The sequence below is a fragment of the Arthrobacter wenxiniae genome, from assembly GCF_013376105.1.
Lineage (GTDB): Bacteria > Actinomycetota > Actinomycetes > Actinomycetales > Micrococcaceae > Specibacter > Specibacter wenxiniae.
On sequence record NZ_JAAMFM010000001.1, the window covers coordinates 276,602 to 300,415 of the forward strand.

The following is a 23,814-nucleotide window of genomic DNA, read 5'->3' on the forward strand; positions in this document are numbered from 1 at the left end:
GAAGCGCAATGGATCGGGGTGTGGCGCAGCTTGGTAGCGCGCGTCGTTCGGGACGACGAGGCCGCAGGTTCAAATCCTGTCACCCCGACCAGAGAGCTTGAGGCAGTGTCCACGCGGACACTGCCTTTTGTGTTTCCCACACGTTTCCCACGGCTGTATCCCGCCCGGCTGACATGCCGCACGCGGCGAACATGGTGAAGCCCCCCACACAACACCATGAATGTGCTGACATTTTTCTAGGCAAATACCCAGAAGACTCACTCACGGCTGTCAAGGCGGGGGCGTAGTTTGCTTAGAGTAACGAAGAAACCGCCAAAGGAGATGGTTTTCCATGACCGCAGCAACTGAAAGCAGACCCCAGGAAGGGTTTCCCAAACCAGCAACCAAACTCAAGCGGCATCTGGGACCCGTGGGGCTCCTCTTTACCGCCATCGGCTCCATCATCGGCTCGGGCTGGCTGTTCGGAGCCTACAACGCCTCCCAGATTGCCGGGCCCGCGGCAATATTTTCCTGGCTGATCGCCGGACTCATGGTTCTGATGATCGGCCTGTGCTATGCCGAGCTGGGGCCCATGTTCCCGATCTCCGGCGGCGTGGTCAGGTACCCCCACCTGGTGTGGGGGTCCTTCGCAAGCTACTCGCTGGGCTTCATCACCTGGGTCAGCTCCGCCGCCGTCCCGGCCATTGAGGTCATGGGCGCGCTGACCTATGCCACCAAGTACGCCCCGTTCACCATCGCCCAACGCGTGGACAACACCACGGTGCACACCCTGACGCCATGGGGAATTGTGGTTGCCGTGGTGCTGATGGCGGTCTTTGTGGCCATCAACTACTACGGTGTGCGCCTTTTTGCCCAGATCAACAACGTCCTGGTCTGGTGGAAGCTGTTCATCATCCTGCTGGTGATCGCCACGTTCCTCATCATGGCGTTTGGCACCACCCAGATGGGGACGCTGAACAACTTCACGTCGCTGGGCTTCGCGCCCTCCGGGACCGCCGCGATCTTCACCTGCATTGCCACGGCGGGGATCACCTTCTCCTTCCTGGGCTTCCGCCAGGGCATTGAGCTGGCCGGGGAAACGTCCAATCCAAAGCGGAACATCCCCTTCGCCATCATCGGCTCGGTAGGCATCACGGCCGTCATCTACGCGCTCCTCCAGGTCGCCTTCACCATGGGCATCCCCGAGCACGTGCTGCAGAGCTCCGGCAGCTGGTCGCACCTGTCCTTCACCAACGACTTCGGCCCGCTGGCGGCCCTCGCCACCACGGGCGGCCTGGCCTGGCTGGCCTACCTGCTGTACGCTGACGCGATCATCTCGCCCACCGACACCGGCCTGATCTACACCACCATTGCCGCCCGGGTCTCCTATGCACAGGGCCGCAACGGCAATGCCCCGCAATGGCTGGCGCGCACCAACAAGCACGGCGTGCCGCACTGGAGCCTCTTCCTGACCTTCCTGGTGGGGCTGGTCATGTTCCTGCCGTTCCCGAGCTGGCAGCAGCTGGTGGGCTTCATCACCTCCGCAACGGTGCTGTCCTTCGGTTCCGGCCCCCTGGTGGTGGCCGCGCTGCGCCGCCAAATGGGCGGGCGGGTCCGCCCCTTCAGACTGCCTGGAGGCCACACCATCCCCCTGATCGCCTTCTACTGCGCCAACCTGATCGTGTTCTGGGGCGGCTGGGGCACCAACTCAAAGATGTTCATCACCATCCTGCTCGGCTACCTGGTGCTGGTTCTCTTCCAATTCACCGGCGACCGCAGGAGCAAGCCAAAGCTGGACTTCAAGGCCGGTGCGGCCTGGCTTCTCCCGTGGCTGGTGATGGTCGGTTTCCAGAGCTGGCTGATGGACCCGGCCTCGCATCCACGCCTGTTCTGGTGGGCCTTCCTCACCAACGCCGCCATCACCGTGGTGGTGTTCGTCCTGGCCCTGAACTCGCACCTGCCGCTCGCCAAGGTCCAGCAGTACATTGACGACGCCGAGGAGGAATCGCGCGAGGAAGAAGGGGAGGAACTGGCCATCTAGGCCCCCGGCTAGAATGGGCGCATGAGTGAGACACTGCCGCCGTGCCCCGAATGCTCCGGCCCGATGAAGCTCAAGTCCAGCGGCGTGGCGAAGGTCTAGGCGCCCGGACATCAACCACACCAGTTCCGCGGCACCGCCGTGACGTCTTGGCTCGAGGCTGTGCCCGCGTTCGCCGTGGCACTGCTGCTCCTTGCCGTGCCCGGTGTCGCCGTGATGCTCGCGCTGCGCATCCGCGGCCTGGCGGCACTGTGCCTCACGCCGGCAGTGTCCGTTTCGGTCGTGTCCGCCAGCGCGGTGGTGGCCCCGCTCCTCCACCTGCCGTGGGGCTGGCCGGTGCTGCTGCTGGGCACGGCCGTCGCGGCGGCGGCCGCCTGGCTGGCCCGCCGCTTCATCCCCGCCCTGCAGGCCGCGGGACCGGCGGCCCCGCACCGGCGCCACGCGACCCGCGGGATAACGCCCGCAGCCGTCACGGGCGTCCTCACGGCCCTCGCCGTGACGGTCGTGTTCCTCGTCGTGGTCTCGCCCAGCCCCGAACAGTTCACGCAGGGCTACGATTCCGTGTTCCACCTGAATGCGACCGAATACGCAGTCCAGACCAGGAATGCTTCCTCCTTTTCCATCTCGGGCTTCATCCTGCCGTCAGGCAAGTCGGTGTTTTACCCGGCTGCGTGGCACGGGCTGGCGAGCCTGCTGGTGATCCTGACCGGCATCAGCATCCCCGCGGCCATGAATGTCCTCACGCTGGCGGTGGCGGGGCTGGTGTGGCCGTTGTCCTGCGTGTTCTTTGCCCGCACGCTGTTTGGGGAAAAGCGCACGGTGCTGCTGGCGGCCGGCGCCCTGTCCGCAGCCTTTCCGGCGTTCCCCTACCTGCTCCTGCAATACGGCTCCGCCTACCCCAACCTGCTCTCCAACGCGATGGTTCCCGCCGGCGCGGCCCTGGTGCTGCTGATCATCCGCCCGCCCGCACGCCCGCCGCTGGAGCCGGCCATGGCCCTGGCGATGGTCGTGCTGTTCCTGCCCGGGACCGCCATGGCCCAGCCCAACGGCGTCTTCAGCATCCTGCTGGTCCTGACCCCGCTGCTGGCCCATCGCGTCTACGTGTGGCTGCGGACCGGGTTTGCGCTGAGCCGGCGCAGGGGGTGGCTCCGGGGCGGCGTGGTGCTGGCGGCCGCCGGCGCCGTGGCCGGCATCCTCCTTTCGCTGCCGCAGTTTCGAAGCCTGTTCAACTACACCAGCCCGGCCTTCCTGCCGTTTCCGCTGGCGTTCCTGCGCAACCTGACCCAGGCGCCGGACCCCATCTGGTTCCCGGCCGCCGCCCTGACGCTGCTCGCACTGGCCGGTGCGTGGGCCGCCGCCCGAAGGCGCGGACTGCGCTGGCTTCCGGCGTCGCTGTTGCTGGTCAGCTTCACCTACCCGCTGGCCGCCGGGACCAACCTGCCCGTGGCCAATGTGGTCATGGCGCCCTGGTGGGACAACCCCGAACGCATCGCGGCCCTCATGCCGCTGGTCGCGGTCCCGCTGGCCGCCCTCGGGCTGGCCGGCCTGGTGGGCTGGCTCCGGACCAGGTTCCCCACGTCCCGCCTGGTCTCCACACGCAGGGGAACGGCGACGGCGGCAGCCGTCCTCGCCGTCGTCCTCGCCTTCTCAAACCCCGGCTTCTGGCAGATGGCCGGCGCCGTGGGGCAGATGTACAGCGTGCCGGCCAAGCCGGACAGCCTGGCCCAGGTGGACGCGCAGGAACTGGCGCTGATCCACCGGCTCGACTCGCTCACCACGGCCCGTGACGTCATTGCCAACAACCCGTACAACGGCTCAGCGCTGGCCATGGCGCTGGCGGGGCGGCACATGCTGTTCCCGTACAGTTCCCAAGGCGACCTCACCGCGGACCAGTACACGCTGCGTTTCTGGCTCAACCGGGTGGGCAGCGACCAGGCCGTGTGCGCCGCCGCCAAGCGGCTGGGCGTGACGTACCTCTTGGACTTTGGCACCGACTACATCCCGGCCTTCAACAATCCCAGGTCGCTGTATCCGGGCGTGACGCTGGCCGCCGGCACGGAGGGCTTCACGCTGGTGGCACGGGAGGGGCATGCCTCCCTGTACAAGCTCACGCTGTGCGCAGGGGTGCCGCAGTAGCCCGGCGCGCGGCTGCCAAGTGCCGTGCCGGACCACGTCCGCGACGAGTCCAGTTGACAAGATCTGTAGATAGTTATCACAAACTAGTCATAGCGCTTAGAGTTGTGACTGCGGATTCTTTTCCGCATGGTGGTTTGACCAGCGCGGCAGTTTGCAGGAGGAGTGGGACAGTGGGCAGCAGTTTTGGCGATCGACTTCGGCAGGAACGCCTGGCGCGGAGCCTCACCCAGGCGGAACTGGGCGGGGCGCTGTACTCGGCCAGCTACATCTCGCTGCTCGAAAACGGCCGGCGTGAACCCACCGTTGAAATAATCAAGCAGCTCTCCCGCCAGCTGCAGCTCGCGCCGCACTCCATTGAGGAGTGGGTGCAGCCCATCTCCTCGGAGGAAAGCGGCTACCTCATCGCCTCGCTCTACGCCCGGCAGTGCTGGGACACCCGCGACTACGTGGGAGCCGCCCAAAGCGCAGGGTCCGCGGCGGAAAAGGCCATTGCCAGCCACGATTCGGTCACCTGGTGGAACATGGCCTACCTGCAGGCCAACTCGCTGCTGCGCTGCGGCGGCCAGGCGGAGGCGCTGGACGTGCTGAAGAAGCTGCTCAACCACGCCCTGACCGCGGACAGCGACGCCCTGACGCTGCGCACCCGCCAAACCATGGCCGCCGCGCTGCTGAGCATGGGCCGCCTGCCCGAGGCCATCGAGGAAGCCACGCTCGCCATCGAGATCGGTTCCGGGGACACCGACGAGGAATACGCCGCCTACCTCATCGCCCTGCAAACACTCGTGGGGGCGCTCGCCGAGGCAGGCGACCTCGAGGGGGCGTGGCAGCACTGCCTGACCTTGGCCGACGCGGTCACCGATTCCACCCCGACCCAGCTGGCCGGGGAGATCCACTGGGTGATCGGCAACGTGGCGTTCATCCGGCAGGACGTGAACACCGGCCTGTTCCACCACGCCCAGGCCGGCCGGCTGCTCTCGCCCACCCAGGACCTGTCCCGCTGGGCCCAGTTCAACAAGGCCACGGCGTGGGTGCGCCTGGCCGCAGGCGTGGTGGAGCCGGCCACGCTGGAAGCGATCGAGCGCAGCGAACTGGCGCACTCCGTGGTGGGCGCCACCCGCACCGAGGCCTTGGAGGTCTCGCTGCTGCGCGCCCGCTGGCTCTACCTCAACGGCGACATGCCCGCGGCCCTGGCCCTGCTGGAAAGCATCGGCTCCGAGCGCGAAGCCCTCGCCACCCACATCGCCGGCGACACCGCCCTGCTGCTGGGCAAGGTGCTCAAGGCCCAGGGCCGCATGGAGGACGCCCTGGCCGCGTTCAATGAGGCGAAGTCCATGTTCACCGACGCCGGTGCCACCGAGCGGATTTCCCAGGCCATGGAGAGCATTGTGGAGATCGAGTCGCTGCGCCGTTCGGGAACCCGGACCTAGCGCCTAGCTGAACGTGCTGCCCGTGAGGCGCTCGTAGGCCTCCACGTAGCGGGCGCGGGTGCGTTCCACGACGCCGGCAGGCAGCGCCGGGGGCGGCGTCCCGCCGTTCCTGTCCCAGCCTGATTCCGCGCTGGTCAGCCAGTCGCGCACATACTGCTTGTCAAAGCTGGGCTGCGCCCGGCCCGGGGACCACAGCTCCGCATCCCAGAAGCGGGAGGAGTCCGGCGTGAGGACTTCGTCGCCCAGCGTGATTGCACCGGTGGCCGGATCCGTGCCGAACTCGACCTTGGTGTCCGCCAGGATGATGCCGCGCCCGCGCGCGATCCCCTCCGCCCTGGAATAGATCTCCAGCGTCAGTCTGCGCAAGGTGTCGGCAGCTTCCGCGCCGACGGTGCCGGCCATGGCTTCAAAGGTGATGTTTTCATCGTGGGTGCCCACTTCGGCCTTGGCCGACGGCGAGAAGATGGCCGCCTCCAGCCGGGATCCGTCCTGAAGCCCGGACGGCAGCGGCAGCCCGCACACGGTCTGCTGCCGGCGGTATTCCAGCAGTCCCGAACCAGTCAGGTAGCCGCGCGCAATGCACTCGATGGGGAACATGTCCAGCTTCCTGCACACCATGGCCCGCCCCGCAACCTCTGCGGGAACGCCCCCTCCCACCGTGGTGGCCACCAGGTGATTGGGGACATCGAGCTGCTCAAACCACCACAGGCTCAGCTGCGTCAGGACCCGCCCCTTGTCCGGGATCTCGCTGGCCAGGATGGAGTCAAAGGCGCTGATCCGGTCGCTGGCCACCACCAGGACCACGTCGGTCCGCCCGGCGAAGGGGGTTCCGGTGCTTGAGCCTGGCGAGCCCTGGGTCCCGACATGGGGCCCCGGCCGCGAAGGGGCCCCAGCGGAGCTTGCGAGGCCGGGGAGCGTCTGGGGATCGACCACCGGGATGTAGAGGTCTCGGACCTTGCCGGAGTAGACGTGTTTCCAGCCCGGCAGGGCGGGAGCGGTGCTTGGTGCCAAAGTCATTGCTTGTTCCTTATGCCTGGGCGGCCGGGCCGGCCACCGTGATGCCGCCGCGCGCGGCCTTGGCTGCGATGTCCGTCCGGTACTGGCCGCCTTCCAGGGAGATCTCCGCGATGCCCGCGTACGCCTTTTCGCGCGCGTCTTCCAGGTCGGCGCCCACGCCCACCACGGCGAGGACGCGGCCGCCCGCGCTGACGGTGTTGCCGTCGTCGTCCACGGCCGTGCCGGCGTGCAGCACATGCACGCCGTCGACGCGCCGGGCCTTCTTCAGCCCGCGGATGCGGTCCCCGGTGCGCGGAGTGCCGGGGTAGTTGGCGCTGGCCAGGACCACGGCGACTGCCGTCTCGGGTGCCCAGCGGAGCTCGTCCACCTCGTCAAGCTGGCCCTTGGCGGCCGCCAGCAGGAGGCTGCCCAGGGGCGTCTTGAGGCGGGCCAGGACCGCCTGCGTTTCGGGGTCGCCGAAACGGGCGTTGAACTCGATGACCCGCATGCCGCGGCTGGTCAGGGCCAGCCCGCAGTACAGGACTCCCGTGAACGGGGTTCCGCGGCGGGCCATTTCGTCAATGGTGGGCTGGGCCACGCGGTCCACGACGTCCTTGACCAGGCCTGCCGGAACCCATTCCAGCGGCGAGTAGGCGCCCATTCCACCGGTGTTGGGGCCCTCGTCGCCGTCGAAGATGCGCTTGAAGTCCTGTGCGGGTGCCAGGGGGACCACGGTCCGGCCGTCGGCCAGCACGAAGAGGGAAACTTCCGGGCCGTCGAGATACTCCTCAATGACCACCGTTCCGCCGGCGTCAAAACAGGCTTGGGCGTGGGCCACGGCCTCGCCGCGGTCGCTGGTGACCACCACGCCCTTGCCGGCTGCCAGGCCGTCGTCCTTGACCACGTACGGGGCGCCGAAAGCGTCCAGGGCATCGGACGCCTCCTCCGCCGTGGCCGCGACCCTGGCCATGGCGGTGGGCACCTGGGCCTCGGCCATAACCACCTTCGCAAATGCCTTGGAGGCCTCCAGTCGGGCGGCCTCGCGGCTGGGTCCAAAGACGGGGATGCCGGCGGCCTGCACGGCGTCGGCCACGCCGGCGGCCAGGGGCGCCTCGGGGCCCACCACCACAAGGTCGCTCTCCAGCCTCACGGCAAGGGCCGCCACGGCGGCGGGACTGTTGGCGTCAATGCTGTGCGTGGGCACAATTTCGGCGATTCCGGCGTTGCCGGGTGCCGCGTGGACCTCCGTCACGATGGGGTCACGCAGCAACGATCGGACAATGGCATGTTCGCGGCCGCCGGGGCCAATCACTAGGACCTTCACGCTACAAGCGTACTTGGCGCGGCGGCGGGGCCCGTAAACAGCGGTGCTGCATGGAACCGGCCCCCCGTAACAGGGGCAGCTCCTGCCCCTGGACCTGGCCCCTCCCTGCGTAACACACGGCGCGGGCGCCGCCTGCCATTGCCCGCCCAAAATCCACTTGATAGCGTGACGAGGGTCGGGCGCCCCGGCACGGTCATGCCGGCGCAACCGCCGTCGCACTTGCATTGCCGCTCACTCGACCAGCACCGTCAGCCCGGCCACACCTTCAAGGGGAACAAGTACATGCAAGCAACCACGCGGGCATTCCTTAGGCGCGCGGGGGCGGCCTGCGCCGCAGCTGCGATTCTGGGCGGCGGCACCTTTGCCGCAGGCGCGGCCTCCGCGGCGCCCTTCAGCGAACCGGCGCCAACAGTTCAGTCCAGCGCCGCACCGTCCAGCGCGTCCGCACCGGCCGCCAGCGCCTCCCCGTCTGCCGCCAGTGCATCCCCGTCTGCCGGGGCGCAGCCCGCAGGGCTGGAAGCGGCGCTCAAGCGCGACCTTGGCCAGACGGTTGCCGGCTTTGAGGCCAACGGTGAGCTGGCCGCGAAGGCTGCCACCATCGATGCCGAGGTCAAGAAGGCGGATCCCAACGCCGCCGTCTCCGTGGCCGGGGACACCATCAAGGTGGTGACCTCGGTCCCCGCCGCGGCCCATCAGGCCGCCAAACAGGCCGGCGTCAACACCAAGGTCTCCATCGCCCCCGTCCAGGCGGCCCCCGCCTACATGGTTGGCGTGAAAAAGAAGGACGCCGACGCGAAAACCCTGCTTGCCGCGTACGTCCACGCCTTTGGCGCCAGGAACCTGCAGTCCATCATGGTCAACGCGGCCGGCCAACACGTCATCCGCACCAGCGACCCCGCCAACGGATCCACCACCCCGTCGTTCCGGTCCTTTGCGGCGGCGTCACAGGAGTCCGTGACGGACTTTGCGGCGAAATACAACAACGTGGTGGTCGAGGCGGCAGACGGGCCGGCCGCCACCTATGGAGGCGACGTGGTGAACGGTCAGGGCTACGCCAGCCAGGTCTCCGGCAACCACTACGAAACGTGTTCGATCGGCTGGAACGGCTTTGACAGGTCAGGGCGGCCCGCCGTCATTTCCGCCGGGCACTGCACCGCGGACGGGGCCCTGAAGGACCCAATGCTCACCGACCCGGTGCATGACGCTGCCGGCAGGCCGGCAGGTCCCGGCATCGCGCTGCTGGGCAGCCTGGGCACCTTTGGCTTCTCCCAGTTCGGCGGACCCGGCAACAGCCCTGTCACCGGGCTCACGCCGACCTCCGACCCCGGTGACCTCGGCAACATTGGAACCGACGTTTCCGTCATTGACAACATCGCCCCGGGCCTGACTCAGCTTCCCCTCGCCACACACTGGACCGATCCGTCCAACCTTCCCGCAACGGCCACCAGGGTCACCGGCGTGTCCACTGCCGTGGTGGGCGCTGAAATTTGCAAGTCGGCGCGCACCACCGGATGGACCTGCGGCACCGTCACGGAGGTCGGCATCTTCCTGGTCGGCGGCGTCCCGGACCCCACGAACCCCGCTGATGTTCGGGCCGTGTGGGGCTTCGGTTCAGACAACATGGTAAGCGGCCCCGGCGATTCCGGCGGCGCCGTCATCTCCGGCACCACAGCAGTCGGCATGATCAGCGCAGGGGGCACGGACGGGGATGGGACGGCCTGGACCTTCAGCACGGACCTGGTGGACGCACTGGCCCACACGAACGGCTACACGGTCAAGATCTTCCTCAATTCCCCCACGCTGACGAGCCCCGCCAACAACGGCACCGTCCACCGCTCAGCCCCCATCACGGGAAAGGTTGCCGGCGCCCCTGCGGGAACCACCGTGACCGCCACCGTGGGCGGGCGAACCAGCACGGTTCCGGTTGGCGCCAACGGCACATGGGCCATCAAGGCCCCCACCACGTTCGGCAGCTTCACGCTCACGGCCCGGGCCGGGAGCGGATTCAGCACCTCGGCGAAGGCCACGTTCAAGGTCACTGTCATCAGGCAGACGCTGGCCGCACCGGCCTTCACGTCCCCGGCACCGAACGGCTCGGCAACTGCCCCTGTCACGGCCGTCTCAGGCACCGGTAAGCCCGGAGCCACGGTGGTGCTGAGCGGCAGCGTCACCGGCACGGCCGTTGTGGGCGCCGGCGGCCGCTGGTCCGTGGCGGCGTCCCCGGCACTGACCGCGGGGCGCTATTCGGTCACGGCCAGGCAGACCCTGGCGGACTGGAACGACTCCGCCGCGGCGACCGCCGCGTTCAGGGTTGCCCTTCCGGCCCCGCCGGCGGCAGCCGCACTCCTGGGCCACGTCGATGGCGGCGGCCTGGCGGAAACCGGCGTCCCGGGCACGGCGGCCACAGTCGGTGCTGCCGGCGCACTGCTGCTGCTGGCCGGCGCGGCATTCCTGTTGTTTGGCCGCCGCAAGAGGGCACACTGACAGCACCACCTTGCAGCCTGAAAGCTGCAGCGGGCGAATTGTTCAACGGCTTGATTGTTCAACGGCTTGGAGGATGGGATGAACGGCAGGAAGATCGCATTGGTCATCGCCGCCGCCACCATGACAGGTGCGCTGGGCATGAGCGGATGCGTGCCGGACCGGTCCCCGGGCACCCCTCCGGCGGCAACGCCGTCGGGCGGACCGCCACCGGGCGGGTCCACACAGACCGCCCGGCAGTCCACCGATTTGCTCAAGCTCAACGACACGCTGAAATCGAAGCTCGGCAGCGCCTATGCCGACTCCTGGATCGAAGGCGGCCGGCTGCACGTGGCGGTCACCACCAAGGAGGCGAAAGAGGTTGTCTCCAGGACCGGCGCCGTGCCGAAACTGGTCGCCTTTGACGCCGTACAGCTGGCGGCCGCGGTGCGGGCCGTCGCCGCCTGGCAGGCATCGCTGCCGCCGGAACAGGCCGCCTCGATCCACAGGATCATCAGCGACGGACGCACCGGCACGGTCACCATCTACGTGGCCGCCGCACACATGGACGCCATTTCCGCCGCCGCGGCGAAGGCCGCCCCCGCCGGAAAGGTCCCCCTGGCCGTCAAGCTTTCGCCGGGACTGGCCACACCCTTCCAGGCAGGTCCGTCAAGTGGTCACCAGCCGCCCGGCCCGCCGCACCGCCAGGGAGCGCAGATGTCGCTAGGATGACACCATGATCCAGACCTTCCGGGCGCACGACGCCGTTGAACTCGCCGTCCTGGAACGCAGCGGGTTTGTGGAGTCCCGGCACGTCGGATCGGCCGTGGTGGTGGCGGCAGACGGCTCGGTGGTGACGTCCCTGGGCGCCATCGACTCCCCCATCTTTCCGCGGTCGGCCGTCAAGCCCTTCCAGGCACTCGCCGCCATGCAGTCGGGGGTGCCGCTGCGCGGCCCGCAGGTGGCCATCGCGGCCGGCAGCCATGCCGGCTCACTGGAGCACATGGACGTGGTGGACGGGATGCTCAAGGCGGCCGGCCTGAGCGAGAACCACCTGCGCTGCCCCGCCGCGTGGCCCGCCGATCCCGAAGCCCGTGCCTGGCGGGTGCGCACCGACCGCGGCAAGTCCAGGATCGCCATGAACTGCTCCGGAAAACATGCGGCGTTCCTGTGGGCCTGCACCGAAAATGGCTGGGACACCGCCGGGTACCTGGAACCCAACCACCCCATGCAGCGCGCGGTGCGCAGGGTCCTGGAGGAATACACGGGCCAGCCCGTCCGGCACACGGGCATTGACGGGTGCGGCGCGCCTGTCATGTCCGTCACGCTCAAGGGCCTGGCGCGAGCCTTCAGCACGCTGGCCAAGGCGCCGTCGGACACGTCCGCCAACGCCCGGGCCGCCACAGTGGCCACGTCCATGCTCGACTACCCGTGGGCCGTGGAGGGCCACGGCCGCCCCAACACAGTGGTCATGGAGGAGCTGGGCGTCCTCGCCAAATTGGGTGCCGAGGGCGTCCTGGCGATGGCCGCGCCCTCCGGCGCCTCAGTGGCCGTGAAGATGCTCGACGGCAACGGCCGCGCCGCCACCCTGGTGGCGCTGACGCTGCTGGCGGCCTGCGGGGCCCTGGACGTCCCGGCAGTGGCGGCCGTCCTGGCCAAGGTGGTCCCGCCCATCATGGGCGGCACCCACCCCGCCGGGAGCCTCCGCCTGGGCAACGCCGTCAGTGCCCTCCTGGATTGACGGGCACACGCCGTGGCTTCCCGACGCCGGATTGACATTGCCGAGGGCAGGGCGGCCCTGGACGCCTGGGCCCGCGGGGACACCGCACGCAGCGTGACGGCCATGGCCGTGCGCTACTCCCTGGAGGAACTCTCCGCCCGGGCCCCCGGGAACTCCGTCGAGGTGCGGGTGCCTCCCTTCGGCGTCACCCAGTGCATTGCGGGCCCGCGGCACACGCGCGGCACCCCGCCCAATGTGGTGGAGTGCGACGCCGGAACCTGGCTGGCGCTGGTGACCGGACAGACCGGCTGGGGTGACGCCGTCGATCGCGGCCTGGTGGCGGCTTCCGGGCTGCGGGCCGACCTCTCGGGGGAACTGCCCCTGGGGTAGGGCAGGTACCCTTGTAGTTATGACTTCCCAGCCCGTTGACCCCGCAGCCGGTGCCGCGCAGGCACCTGCCCAGCGCCGCCGACTCACGGTTCGCCGCGCACCCAAGTACGTTCCCTTCATGGTGGCCGGCGCCCTGGTGGGCGTCATCGTGGCCGGCGCCCTGACCCTCATGTCCAACGGGACGGAGCAATTTGACGCCGGCAGCGTATTCGGCTTTTTTGCCGTGCTGCTGATGCTTCCCGGGATCGGTCTGGGCGCCGTGGCGGCCCTCGTCATTGACCGCCGCAGCGTCCGGCGCGCCGGCACGGCGGTGGTGGAGTCCGTCCCGGAGGACGAATCCGGGCACGCGGGAGCCTGAGCGCGCGGACGGGCGTCAGAGCCCGTTGCCATTACGTGAGATAATTTTCTCGTGGCTCGCGGAGACGGAAAACTATCACATGACCTTTTGCCCGGCGAAAAGGGACCCCAGGACGCGTGCGGTGTCCTAGGGATCTGGGCGCCCGGCGAAGAAGTGGCAAAACTGACCTATTACGGGCTGTATTCGCTGCAGCACCGCGGCCAGGAATCGGCGGGCATCGCCACCAGCGACGGCGCGCGGATCAGCGTCTACAAGGACATGGGGCTTGTTTCCCAGGTTTTTGACGAATCCACGCTGAACACGCTGACCGGGCACATTGCCGTGGGCCACTGCCGGTATTCGACCACCGGCTCCTCCAACTGGGCCAACGCCCAGCCCACGCTGGGCGCCACCGGCAGCGGCACCGTCGCCCTGGCACACAACGGCAACCTGACCAACTCGGCCGAACTCTACGACATGGTCGTGGCGAAGGACGGGGTTCCCACCTCCGGGGAAATGGCCCAGGGAAACACCTCGGACACCGCGCTGGTCACCACCTTGCTCAAGGGTGAGGCGGGCCGCTCGCTCGAGGACACTGCCATCGAGCTGCTCCCCAGGGTCCACGGAGCGTTTTGCTTTGTTTTCATGGACGAGCACACCCTCTACGCCGCCCGCGACCCCCACGGCGTCCGCCCCCTGGTTTTGGGCCGCCTGGAAAACGGCTGGGTGGTCGCTTCCGAAGGTGCCGCCCTGGCCACGATGGGCGCGAGCTTCATCCGTGAAATTGAGCCCGGTGAATTCATCGCCATCGACGAGGACGGCGTGCGCACCCAGCGCTTCGCCCCGGCCACGCCCGCCGGCTGTGTCTTTGAATACGTGTACCTGGCCCGCCCGGACGCCACCATCGCCGGCCGGTCCGTGTACGAGTCCCGCGTGGAGATGGGCCGCCAGCTGGCCCGCGAAAACAGCGCCGAGGCGGACCTGGTCATCCCGGTCCCCGAGTCAGGCACCCCGGCCGCCATTGGCTACGCCGAGCAGTCGGGCATCCCGTTTGCCCACGGCTTCGTCAAGAACGCCTACGTTGGGCGCACCTTCATCCAGCCCAGCGAGACGCTGCGCAAGCTTGGCATCCGGCTCAAGCTCAACGCCCTGGAGTCGGTGATCCGCGGGAAGCGGATCGTGGTGGTTGACGACTCCATTGTCCGCGGCAATACCCAGCGCGCCGTGGTGCGGATGCTGCGCGAAGCCGGCGCCGCCGCAGTCCACGTGAAAATCTCCTCCCCGCCCGTACGCTGGCCTTGCTTTTACGGCATCGACTTTGCCTCCCGGGCCGAACTGATTGCCAACGGCGCCGCCGTGGACGAGATCAGCAAGTCGATCGGCGCCGACTCGCTCGCGTACATCTCCGAGGACGGCATGATCAACGCCACCCTGCAGCCGCGCGAACGGCTGTGCACGGCCTGCTTCACCGGCACGTATCCGATTGAGCTGCCGTCCAGCGACCGCCTGGGCAAGAACCTGCTCGAACGCACCGCGCCCGGCGACGCCACCGCGTCCACCGGCTGCGACCCGGGCCCGGATGCCGAGCTGGAATCCCTCCTGACTGACCAAGACCGCTCTGCCGCAGATGGCTCCTAAGTACTTCCCAGAAAGAGACGCCATGACCAACGCCTCCCAGGAATCCGCCACCGCCATCACCTACGCCAGCGCCGGCGTTGACACCGAGGCCGGGGACCGCGCCGTCGAACTCATGAAGGAAGCCGTCAAGGCCACGCACGGCCCGTCAGTGGTGGGCGGGTTCGGCGGCTTCGCCGGGCTGTACGACGTCTCCAAGCTGCTCACGTACAAGAAGCCGTATCTGGCCACGTCCACGGACGGCGTGGGCACCAAGGTGGCCATCGCCCAGGCCATGGACATCCATGACACCATCGGCTTCGACCTGGTCGGCATGGTGGTGGACGACATCGTGGTGGTGGGCGCGGAACCGCTGTTCATGACCGACTACATTGCCACCGGCAAGGTTGTCCCGGAGCGCGTGGCGGACATTGTCCGCGGCATCGCCTCCGCGTGCACGGTGGCCGGAACCGCGCTGGTGGGCGGGGAGACGGCCGAGCACCCGGGCCTGCTGGCCCCCGACGAGTACGACGTCGCCGGTGCCTGCACCGGCGTGGTCGAGGCCGAGCTGCTGCTGGGACCTGCGCGCGTGCGCGCCGGCGACGTCATCATCGGCATGGCCTCCTCCGGCCTGCACTCCAACGGCTACTCGCTGGTCCGGCGCGTCATCAACCACGCCGGCTGGGCCCTGGACCGCCAGGTCTCCGAGTTTGGCCGGACCTTGGGCGAGGAGCTCCTGGAACCCACCCGCGTGTACGCCGCGGACTGCCTTGACCTGGCACGCTTCCTGCCGGTCACGCAGGAAGCGGCCGTTCATGGCTTCAGCCACGTCACCGGCGGCGGCCTCGCCGCGAATCTCGCCCGGGTCCTGCCGCAGGGCCTCCTTGCCACGGTGGACCGATCCACCTGGAGCCTGCCGGCCATCTTCAGCCTGGTTTCGCAGCTGGGCAATGTGCCGCTGGCCGACCTGGAGCGCACGCTGAACCTGGGCGTTGGCATGGTGGCAGTCGTCTCGGCCGGCGCCGCCGACGCCGCGGTGGAGCGCCTGAATGCCCGCGGCCTGCCGTCGTGGGTCATGGGCACTGTCACCGCTGAGGCGTCCCACGCGGACCGTTCCGGTTCCGACTACACGCAGGGCGCCAAGGGCGTCGACGGCGGTGCCGTCCGGCTGGTCGGCGACTACGCGCTGTAACCTCTCTCTTCTCACGAAGAATGCCGCCGCTCCCGCAAAATGCCACCGCTATACCGGCGGCATAATGCGGGAGCGGCGGCATTTTTTTGCTGGGGCAGCAGGGAACAACAAAATCCCCGCCCGCCGCCTGAGCTTTCCAGCTCCTGCGTCGTGCAGGGTTTGTCGCGTTTGGCGGGCTAAGCGCTCCTAGCCGATGCGGCGGGAGTCAGCCTCGTCGTCGTCCCCAAACTGATCCGCATATTTATCTTCATATGCCGAGTAATCAGGCTCTGCAGGAACCTCCATGTGGCGGCTCGGGGCTCGCCGAGTGGTTCCACCGAGCTCTTTCTGCAGAGCTGAATAGTCAGTGTTCGGGGAGTAGTACTTGATGTCCCGAGCCTGCTTGGTTGCCTTCGCCTTTTGACGGCCGCGCCCCATGGCGTGACCCCCTTTTTACACTTGGACCGGAGGTGGCCGCTCGGGCTGAGAGCGAGGCTCCGGAATATTCGGTCAATTTGTCGTACTCCTAGATTACATGAGTTCGGCGGTGGCTGCGCCCGCCCCCGAATCGTCCTGCCCACGCCCCGGCCAATAATATTCCGTTACGGCCGCGGAATATTCGATAGAGTCAAGAAGACGGGGAGTTGTCTCCCGCAGGCGGAACCACATTTGCGCCATCGGCGAAGCCCTTTTCCTTTTGTCCAGGCAGTAGAAAACGTGCCGGCAGCCGGCGCAGCAGGGAAGGCCAGTTCTTCATGAACGAACACGAGCAGGCAAACGGGCACCCGGCCGGGGAGCCGCCCACGGGCGGCAAGGCACCGGATGCGGATGCCGCCGACACGGCCGCCGCCCGCGTGGAACCTGCGGTTTCCGGGGTCGACTTCGAGCTCTCCGAACCGGAGCTTGGCGAGGCCAGGATCAGCGCGGAGGCGGCCGACAGCGTGGAGCTGGAAAAGGTCGAGGCCGAGACCGCTGAAGTTGAACGTGAGGCCGAACGCTCCACCCAGCTCGGCGCCGCGGAAGTCATCTCCTCCATCGCCCCCGCCGCCGTGGACTTCGAAGTGCCGGAACGCCAGCGTAACTGGAAGGCTGACGAAACCAACGTTCTGCGGACGGCCGGGGCAACCGTCCCACAGGCTCCGGAGGCACACGAGGCTCCGGAGGCACACGACGACGGCCGGCCGGGCGCGCCGGAGGCCGGCCCGCACCGCGTCGGACGCGGGATTGACGACGGATCCGGCTGGCGCCGCCCGGAGACGCCGTGGCAGCAGTCGTCCACACCGTGGCAGCAGTCCTCCACACCCTGGCAGCCGAAGGCCAACGCCTGGCAGTCACCGGCGCAGCATGCCCAGGGCGAAGCGGACGCCGCGGCGGCCGGCGCTGCCGCCATCAAGGCTGCCGAGGGCGCCGAGGGCGCCGTTGGCGGCGCCCAGCCGGTGGCACCTGCCGGGCGGCACCAGGACCAGCCTGGCCTCCCACCCATCCCGCCCGCGCCCGGCCAGCCGGGCTACAGCAGCAAGCCTGATGTGAGCCGGGCGGGCGCCAGCCAGCCCTGGGAGCAGGGCCGCCTCCCCGACGGAGCCGGACAGCAGGGAACGCGCGGCAAATTGATCATTGTCGTCGGCGTGGTCATTGTGGCGCTCATTCTGGTGGCGCTCTTGATTTGGCTGGTGCTGGGCATCGCCACGGGCGGCAACAAGGCCGCCGCACCCGCCGTGGACGCAACCACTTCGGCCGCGACCGCAAATCCGGCGGACGTCATCGCGCCACGGGCCTCGCCGGAGGACTGGCTGGCGGGCGACTGCCTGCGCGGCTATGCCGGCATCAACCAGGCCGCCGATGTGGTGGTCTGCAACAGCCCGCATTCGGCCCAGGTGGTGGGATCCACCCGTCTCACGGAGTCGGCGCCCTTCCCGGGCGACGATGTGCTCAAGGCGCAGGCCGCCGCGGTCTGCCAGTCCGTCCAGTACACGGATGCCACCAAGTCCTACAAGGGCCTGAAGGAATTCAAGGCCTACCCGTCAGAAACCACATGGGACACCGCCAACGACCGTCGGGTTGACTGCATCGTTACCGACCCGACGGGCGATCACCTGTTGACTTCACTGATCCCGTAGCAACCGGATCCAGCCGTGCCCAGGGGGTGCACAGGCCGTGCCCAGGGGGTGCACAGGGGCTGCACCGGGCGAGACGTTCCGACCGGTGCAGCCCCTGCCGTCCCAGATACGTGCCGCGCAGCTACTTCCGGCGCACGGTGAGCCCCGACTCACCAGCGGGCACCTTATCCATGGCGAGCTCGTCGAAGTCCGTGGCCGTGTCCACCAGGACCGTGTCCCCGTCCCCGATGGTGCCGGCCAGCAGCTCGCGGGCCAGGCGGTCGCCGATCTGCCGCTGGACCAGCCGGCGCAGCGGACGGGCACCGTACGCGGGGTCGTAGCCGGAGAGGGCCAGCCAGGCCCGGGCCGAGTCCGTCACCTCCAGCGCCAGGCGGCGCCCGGCAAGGCGTGAAGCCAACGACTGCACCTGCAGGTCCACAATCTGGGACAGCTCGTCCACACTCAGCGCGTCAAACATGACGATCTCGTCCAGGCGGTTCAGGAACTCGGGCTTGAACGACGCCTCCACGATCGACATGACGGCCTTGTGCTTCTGGTCGTCGGACAGCGACGGGTCCACCAGGAACTGCGAGCCCAGGTTGGAGGTCAGCACCACAATGACGTTGCGGAAGTCAACGGTGCGTCCCTGTCCGTCGGTGAGGCGTCCGTCGTCGAACACCTGGAGCAGGATGTCAAAGACCTCCGGGTGGGCCTTTTCCACCTCGTCCAGCAGCACCACCGAGTAGGGACGGCGGCGGACGGCCTCCGTGAGCTGGCCGCCCTCGTCGTAGCCCACATAGCCGGGAGGGGCACCCACCAGCCGGGAGACCGAGTGCTTCTCGGAGTATTCACTCATGTCGATGCGGATCATGGCGCGTTCGTCGTCGAAGAGGAAGTCCGCCAGGGCCTTTGCGAGCTCGGTCTTGCCCACGCCCGTGGGTCCCAGGAACAGGAAGGATCCCGTGGGGCGGTCCGGGTCGCTGATGCCGGCACGCGCGCGGCGGACCGCGTCCGAGACAGCCGCCACGGCCTTGGCCTGGCCAATCAGGCGCGCCCCGAGCACCTGCTCCATGTTCAGCAGTTTCTGGCTTTCGCCCTGCAACATGCGCCCGGCGGGAATGCCGGTCCAGGCCGAGATGACCTCGGCAATGTCGTCGGCGGTAACCTCCTCGGCCACCATCAGGTCCTTCTTCTCGGTCTGCTCCTCGGCGGCCGCGGCGTCCAGTTCGTGCTGCAGCGCGGGCAGTTCGCCGTAGAGGATCCGTGAGGCGAGTTCCAGGTCGCCGTCGCGCTGCGCCTTGTCCGCCACGGAACGGCGCTCGTCCAGCTTCGCCTTGAGTTCTCCCACGCGGTTCAGGCCCGCCTTCTCGGCCTCCCAGCGCGCATTGAGGCTGGCCAGCTCCTCCTTCTTGTCCGCCATGTCGGCGCGCAGGGTCTCGAGCCGTTCCGCGGAGGCTTCGTCGGTTTCCCCGGACAGCGCCAGTTCCTCCATGGTCAACCGGTCCACGGCGCGGCGGAGCTGGTCGATCTCCTCCGGCGCCGAATCGATCTCCATGCGCAGGCGGGACGCGGCCTCGTCCACCAGGTCGATTGCCTTGTCCGGCAGCTGCCGGCCCGAGATGTAGCGGTTGGAAAGCGTGGCGGCCGCCACCAGGGCCGAGTCGGCGATTTGGACCTTGTGGTGGGCCTCGTAGCGTTCCTTCAGGCCGCGCAGGATCCCGATGGTGTCGTCCACGCTGGGCTCGCCCACGTAAACCGGCTGGAAGCGGCGCTCCAGCGCCGGGTCCTTCTCAATGTTTTCGCGGTACTCATCCAGCGTGGTGGCCCCGATGAGGCGCAGCTCGCCGCGTGCCAGCATGGGCTTGAGCATGTTGCCGGCGTCCATGGACCCTTCGGACGCGCCGGCGCCCACCACGGTGTGCAGCTCGTCAATGAAGGTGACGATCTGCCCGTCGGAGGACTTGATTTCCTCCAGCACGGCCTTGAGGCGTTCTTCGAATTCGCCGCGGTATTTGGCCCCGGCCACCATCGAAGCCAGGTCCAGGCTGATGAGGGACTTCCCGCGCAGGGATTCGGGGACGTCGCCGGCCACCATGCGCTGGGCCAGGCCCTCGACGACGGCGGTCTTCCCCACGCCGGGCTCGCCAATGAGCACCGGGTTGTTCTTGGTGCGGCGGCTGAGCACCTGAATGAGGCGCCGGATTTCGGAGTCGCGGCCAATGACCGGGTCCAACTTGCCGGAGCGGGCCACGGCCGTCATGTCCAGGCCGTACTGCTCCAGCGCCTTGAACGTGTTTTCCGGGTCCGGGCTCGTGACCTTCCCCTCGCCGCGGACGCTGGGCAGCGCCGCATCGAGCGCCTGGCGGGTGGCACCCGCCTGGCGGAGGGCACCCCCCGTCGCGCCGGCGTCGTCCGCCAGGCCCAGGAGGAGGTGCTCCGTGGAGACGAAGCTGTCCCCCATGCGCTCGGCGGCCTGCTGCGCGGCCTGCACGGCCAGCAGGGTGTTGCGGCCCAGCTGGGCCTGTGCCACCGAGGTTCCGGACGACGCCGGGAGGTTGCGGATGGCGGTGCTCGCCGCGACGCTGACCACGTCCGGGTCGACGCCGGCCGCCTTCAGGAGGGCGACGGCGACACCCTGGCGCTGGTCCATGAGGGCCTTGAGCAGGTGGGCGGGCTCCACCGTGGGGTTGCCGGCCGTGGAGGCGTTCATGGCTGCGGCGGAAAGAGCCTCCTGGCTCTTAGTGGTGAATTTGGCGTCCAAGAGAGGTCCTTTCAAGGGCTGCGTGGAAGCGATGGTGTCAGAGTTGAGTCTAATACGCTCAACTTCATAGATGGGCGTTTGCGCCCGGGTTTTTTTCCCACGGCGAAATTCCCGCTTGACCTTGACGTTGCGTCAACCTTTAGAGTCGGTGGCATGGAGGAAACCGATTGGGCCATTCACCGCATTGCCGCCCTGGCCGGCACCACCAGCCGGACGCTGCGGCACTACGATTCGGTGGGGCTGCTGACGCCGAGCAGGGTCGCCGGCAACGGCTACCGGCACTACGACCAGGCGGCCCTGGTCCGCCTGCAGCGGATCCTGCTGCTGCGGGAACTTGGCCTGGGCCTGCCGGCGATTGCCGCCGTCCTGGAACATCAGGAGTCGGCCGTGGCTGCGCTCGAGGCGCACGTGGGCTGGCTGCGGTCCGAGCAGGAGCGGCTGGCCCGGCAGATTGCCTCCGTGGAAGAGACCATTGCGTCAGTGCTGAAAGGAAAAAACATCATGGCCGAGAACATGTTTGATGGCTTTGACCACACGCAATACCGGGACGAGGTGGAGGAACGCTGGGGCAAGGACGCCTACGCCCGCGGCGATTCCTGGTGGCGCGGGCTGGGCGCCACAGCGCGGGCGGATTGGAAGGAACGCCAGGCGGCGTTGAACCGCGACTGGATCGCGGCCGCTGCCGGCGGAGCCTCCGCGTCCTCCCCCGGGGCGCAGGAGCTGGCCCGCCGCCACGTCGAGTGGCTGGCATCCATTCCGGGCACGCCCGCCTCCGCCCCCGGCGGGGACGTGCGCGGCTACGTGACTGGCCTGGGCGCAATGTACGTGGCCGATCCCCGCTTTGGCGCGAACTACGGCGGCGAGGCGGGCGCAACGTTTGTCCGCGACGCCCTGGCCCTCTACGCGGAGCAAAACCTCTAGACCCGCCGCGTCCACCGACGCCCGGTTGCAACCGGGGCACTTCCCACCAACGCTCCCGCACTACCCGGGGAGGGACCGGCCTAAGCTGGGGCCATGATCTTGATCGATCCGCCGCTCTGGCCGGCCCATGGGACGGTCTTCTCGCACCTGGTGTCGGACACCTCCCTGGCCGAGCTCCACGAGTTTGCCACGGCGGCCGGCGTGAGTGGGCGGGCCTTCGACCTGGACCACTACGACGTTCCGGAACGGATCTACCGGGACCTGGTCGCAGCAGGGGCCCGGCCGGTTTCGGGCAGGGACCTGGTCCGGGCCCTGGCCGCATCGGGTCTGCGCATCAGGGCCCGGCACCGCAGCAAGTCCGTCGGAACGGCCCTGCAGTACCGCTGGGATTCACTCCTGCCATCCGCGCCGGGCTTGGGCGCCGAGCTGCTGGCCCGTTGGAACGAACCCCACCGGCACTACCACTCCGCCACCCATTTGCTGGCCGTGTTGGAGGCGCTTGACCTTCTCACTGACGGCGACCCGCCCCGGCCCGTGGTCCTGGCGGCATGGTTCCACGACGCCGTCCATAACGGCACGGCCGGACGCGATGAGGAGGATTCGGCCTTGTTGGCACAAGCGCGCTTAGAAGGACAGGTCCCCGCCATGGAGTTCGCGGAGGTGCCGCGGCTGGTCCGCCTGACCGCCACCCACTCCCCCAGCATCACGGACGACGCCGGAGCCCTCCTTTGTGACGCGGACCTCGCCGTCCTCGGGGGGTCGCCGGACGCGTATGTACGCTATCTTGCAGGGGTCCGCGCGGACTATGCGCACATACCGCCAGCCAATTTCGACATCGGGAGGACGGCCGTCGTGCGCCAGCTGCTGGCGCTCGAACCGCTCTTCCACACCCCACGGGGCAGGGAATTGTGGGCCGGCCAGGCTGCGCTGAACCTCCACGGGGAATTAGCACAGCTGCTGCAAATAGGCGGAACGTAGGCTGGCCACATGACGGATTACAGCCAACTGCCGATCGCCGAGTTTGCCTTCCCGGGCCCCCTGCGGGACCAGCTGGTGGCCGCAATTCTCGACGGTTCCAAGACGTCGACCACGGGTACCGCCCTTGAGCATGAGGTGGAGCAGGAGGACCTGCCGGTGGCCGGCGACCGGAAAGTGGTGGTGGACTCCAAGGGGAACAAGGTGGCCGTCATCGAGGTCACGGAGGTGCGCCTCGCGCGGCTCGCCGACGTGGACCTGCAGCACGCCCTGGACGAAGGTGAGGGCTGCACCACCGTGGCCGAGTGGCGCGCGGTGCATGAAGAATTCTGGCATTCACCGGACATGCGCCGCGCCCTCAACGATCCCGAATTCACCGTCACGGACAGCACCCTGTTGGTGCTCCAGCGCTTCCGCCTGATCCAACGGCTGCCGTGAGCAGCCACGGCATTGTCCGCAGCTGGCCGGCGGGGCAGGGCGCCGTCGGGGCCGCGCCGCAAGCTCCGGACGGAATGCATTTGTCAACGCTGGCCATCCGCTTCGACGATGAAACGGAAGGGGCATCTGGCGGCGGGCCCAACATGAGGGGAAATGGTTGGCAAAAATCAGCCGGAACCGCCGCTCGGTAGGCTTGGGCCATGGCCCCCAAATCCACGCCCCGCCCGCCCCGCCTTGATCCCGTCCAACTGAACAACCTGGTGAAAAACGAGGACGCCTTCTTCGGCCCGGGCGGCACCTACGACGGCCAGCACTTCATCCGCCCCTCCTTCGACGGCGTGGACCTGAGTTCCACGGATTTTTTGGAATGCCAGCTTGACGCCCCCACCTTCAACGGCGCTGAACTCCGTGGCACCAGATTCCGCGACACGCGGCTCACGGACAGCTTCGCCCCCGTGCTGAAGGCCTCGCGCACCAGCTGGCGGGACGTGGAAATCACCACGCCGCGCTGGGGATCGGCCGAGCTCTACGACAGCACCTGGGCCAACGTGCGCATCGACGGCGGCAAACTGGATTTCCTCAACCTGCGCGCCGCCAAGGTCACGGACCTGCAGATCAGCGACTGCATCATTGGCGAACTGGACCTGGGGGGCGCCGCCGTCACCCGCCTGGCCCTGATTAACTGCCGCATCGGCACGCTGGACATCCAGCAGGCAACGCTGAAGGACGTGGACCTGCGCAGCACCGGCTTCCGCACGCTGCACGGCGTCGGCTCGCTGGCCGGTGCGGTGATCGACGAGTTCCAGCTCGGCCTGCTGGCCCCCATCCTGGCCGCCCACCTGGGCATCACCGTCGCCTGACCGCCCAGCCCGGGCCGCCCGCCGTCGACCGCCCTCAAACCGGACTGCCAGCGAACTGCCAGCCGCACACCCCTTGCACCGGGAGCGCATCTGCAGGAACATTCTGATGGACCCACCAGCCCGGAACACGTCCGCCAGGGCAGTTCCGGGCCATCCACACCAAAGGCAGGA

At 68.4% G+C, this 23,814-nt stretch carries 19 protein-coding genes and 1 tRNA gene; 16 read left to right on the forward strand and 4 right to left on the reverse strand.

From position 1 onward, the window contains the following. Positions 1-14 precede the first annotated feature (14 nt). From G6034_RS01330 to G6034_RS01345, 4 genes are all read left to right on the forward strand, one after another. Positions 15-91, forward strand: a tRNA-Pro gene (locus G6034_RS01330). Positions 92-331: 240 nt separating this feature from the next. Then, positions 332-2,020 carry an APC family permease gene (locus tag G6034_RS01335; RefSeq protein ID WP_176633283.1) on the forward strand — a complete coding sequence of 563 codons (1,689 nt, stop codon included), beginning with the start codon at positions 332-334 and terminating at the stop codon, positions 2,018-2,020. A gap of 138 nt (positions 2,021-2,158) precedes the next feature. Continuing rightward, the gene (locus tag G6034_RS01340; protein WP_176633284.1) at positions 2,159-4,153 is read left to right on the forward strand and encodes a DUF6541 family protein; all 1,995 of its coding nucleotides are present in this window, start codon (positions 2,159-2,161) and stop codon (positions 4,151-4,153) included. Between the two features lie 170 nt (positions 4,154-4,323). Further along, entirely contained in the window at positions 4,324-5,580 is a 1,257-nt protein-coding gene (locus G6034_RS01345; RefSeq protein ID WP_176633285.1) for a helix-turn-helix domain-containing protein, read from the forward strand. Between the two features lie 3 nt (positions 5,581-5,583). Here G6034_RS01345 and G6034_RS01350 read toward each other — a convergent pair whose 3' ends face one another. Both G6034_RS01350 and purD read right to left on the reverse strand, forming a co-directional pair. Then, positions 5,584-6,597, reverse strand: coding sequence for a phosphoribosylaminoimidazolesuccinocarboxamide synthase (locus G6034_RS01350; RefSeq protein WP_176633286.1), 1,014 nt, complete (start codon positions 6,595-6,597; stop codon positions 5,584-5,586). 10 nt (positions 6,598-6,607) lie between these two features. Further along, entirely contained in the window at positions 6,608-7,900 is a 1,293-nt protein-coding gene (gene purD / locus G6034_RS01355; RefSeq protein ID WP_176633287.1) for a phosphoribosylamine--glycine ligase, read from the reverse strand. A 282-nt stretch (positions 7,901-8,182) separates the two neighbouring features. On the opposite strand from purD, the gene G6034_RS01360 reads away from it, so the two are divergent. From G6034_RS01360 to purM, 7 genes are all read left to right on the forward strand, one after another. Further along, entirely contained in the window at positions 8,183-10,384 is a 2,202-nt protein-coding gene (locus G6034_RS01360; RefSeq protein ID WP_176633288.1) for a hypothetical protein, read from the forward strand. A 78-nt stretch (positions 10,385-10,462) separates the two neighbouring features. After that, positions 10,463-11,092, forward strand: coding sequence for a hypothetical protein (locus tag G6034_RS01365; protein ID WP_176633289.1), 630 nt, complete (start codon positions 10,463-10,465; stop codon positions 11,090-11,092). A 4-nt stretch (positions 11,093-11,096) separates the two neighbouring features. Next, on the forward strand, positions 11,097-12,101 hold the full coding sequence (locus G6034_RS01370; protein ID WP_176633290.1) for an asparaginase: 1,005 nt from the start codon (positions 11,097-11,099) through the stop codon (positions 12,099-12,101). A gap of 12 nt (positions 12,102-12,113) precedes the next feature. After that, positions 12,114-12,470, forward strand: coding sequence for a sterol carrier family protein (locus G6034_RS01375; protein WP_343037889.1), 357 nt, complete (start codon positions 12,114-12,116; stop codon positions 12,468-12,470). Positions 12,471-12,489: 19 nt separating this feature from the next. Continuing rightward, positions 12,490-12,828 (forward strand): hypothetical protein, encoded by a 339-nt coding sequence (locus tag G6034_RS01380; RefSeq protein ID WP_176633291.1) that lies wholly within the window; start codon positions 12,490-12,492, stop codon positions 12,826-12,828. Positions 12,829-12,879: 51 nt separating this feature from the next. Then, the gene (gene purF / locus G6034_RS01385; protein WP_176633292.1) at positions 12,880-14,445 is read left to right on the forward strand and encodes an amidophosphoribosyltransferase; all 1,566 of its coding nucleotides are present in this window, start codon (positions 12,880-12,882) and stop codon (positions 14,443-14,445) included. A gap of 22 nt (positions 14,446-14,467) precedes the next feature. Continuing rightward, on the forward strand, positions 14,468-15,613 hold the full coding sequence (gene purM / locus G6034_RS01390) for a phosphoribosylformylglycinamidine cyclo-ligase (RefSeq protein WP_176633293.1): 1,146 nt from the start codon (positions 14,468-14,470) through the stop codon (positions 15,611-15,613). 186 nt (positions 15,614-15,799) lie between these two features. Here purM and G6034_RS01395 read toward each other — a convergent pair whose 3' ends face one another. Then, positions 15,800-16,030, reverse strand: coding sequence for a DUF3073 domain-containing protein (locus tag G6034_RS01395; protein WP_176633294.1), 231 nt, complete (start codon positions 16,028-16,030; stop codon positions 15,800-15,802). Positions 16,031-16,347: 317 nt separating this feature from the next. On the opposite strand from G6034_RS01395, the gene G6034_RS01400 reads away from it, so the two are divergent. Beyond that, a complete protein-coding gene (locus G6034_RS01400; protein ID WP_176633295.1) occupies positions 16,348-17,709 on the forward strand; it encodes a septum formation family protein in 1,362 nt (453 codons plus the stop codon). A 121-nt stretch (positions 17,710-17,830) separates the two neighbouring features. Here G6034_RS01400 and clpB read toward each other — a convergent pair whose 3' ends face one another. Further along, positions 17,831-20,449, reverse strand: coding sequence for an ATP-dependent chaperone ClpB (gene clpB, locus G6034_RS01405; RefSeq protein ID WP_176633296.1), 2,619 nt, complete (start codon positions 20,447-20,449; stop codon positions 17,831-17,833). A gap of 153 nt (positions 20,450-20,602) precedes the next feature. Between clpB and G6034_RS01410 the strand changes: the two genes are divergently transcribed. The 4 genes from G6034_RS01410 to G6034_RS01425 all read left to right on the forward strand — a co-directional run bounded on the left by G6034_RS01410 (position 20,603) and on the right by G6034_RS01425 (position 23,643). Next, positions 20,603-21,370 carry a MerR family transcriptional regulator gene (locus G6034_RS01410; protein ID WP_176633297.1) on the forward strand — a complete coding sequence of 256 codons (768 nt, stop codon included), beginning with the start codon at positions 20,603-20,605 and terminating at the stop codon, positions 21,368-21,370. Positions 21,371-21,463: 93 nt separating this feature from the next. Then, positions 21,464-22,348 carry a DUF4031 domain-containing protein gene (locus G6034_RS01415; RefSeq protein ID WP_176633298.1) on the forward strand — a complete coding sequence of 295 codons (885 nt, stop codon included), beginning with the start codon at positions 21,464-21,466 and terminating at the stop codon, positions 22,346-22,348. 9 nt (positions 22,349-22,357) lie between these two features. Then, positions 22,358-22,783 carry an ASCH domain-containing protein gene (locus G6034_RS01420; RefSeq protein ID WP_176633299.1) on the forward strand — a complete coding sequence of 142 codons (426 nt, stop codon included), beginning with the start codon at positions 22,358-22,360 and terminating at the stop codon, positions 22,781-22,783. Positions 22,784-22,983: 200 nt separating this feature from the next. Continuing rightward, complete coding sequence (locus G6034_RS01425) at positions 22,984-23,643, forward strand: pentapeptide repeat-containing protein (protein ID WP_176633300.1); 660 nt, start codon at positions 22,984-22,986, stop codon at positions 23,641-23,643. Positions 23,644-23,814: the final 171 nt, after the last annotated feature.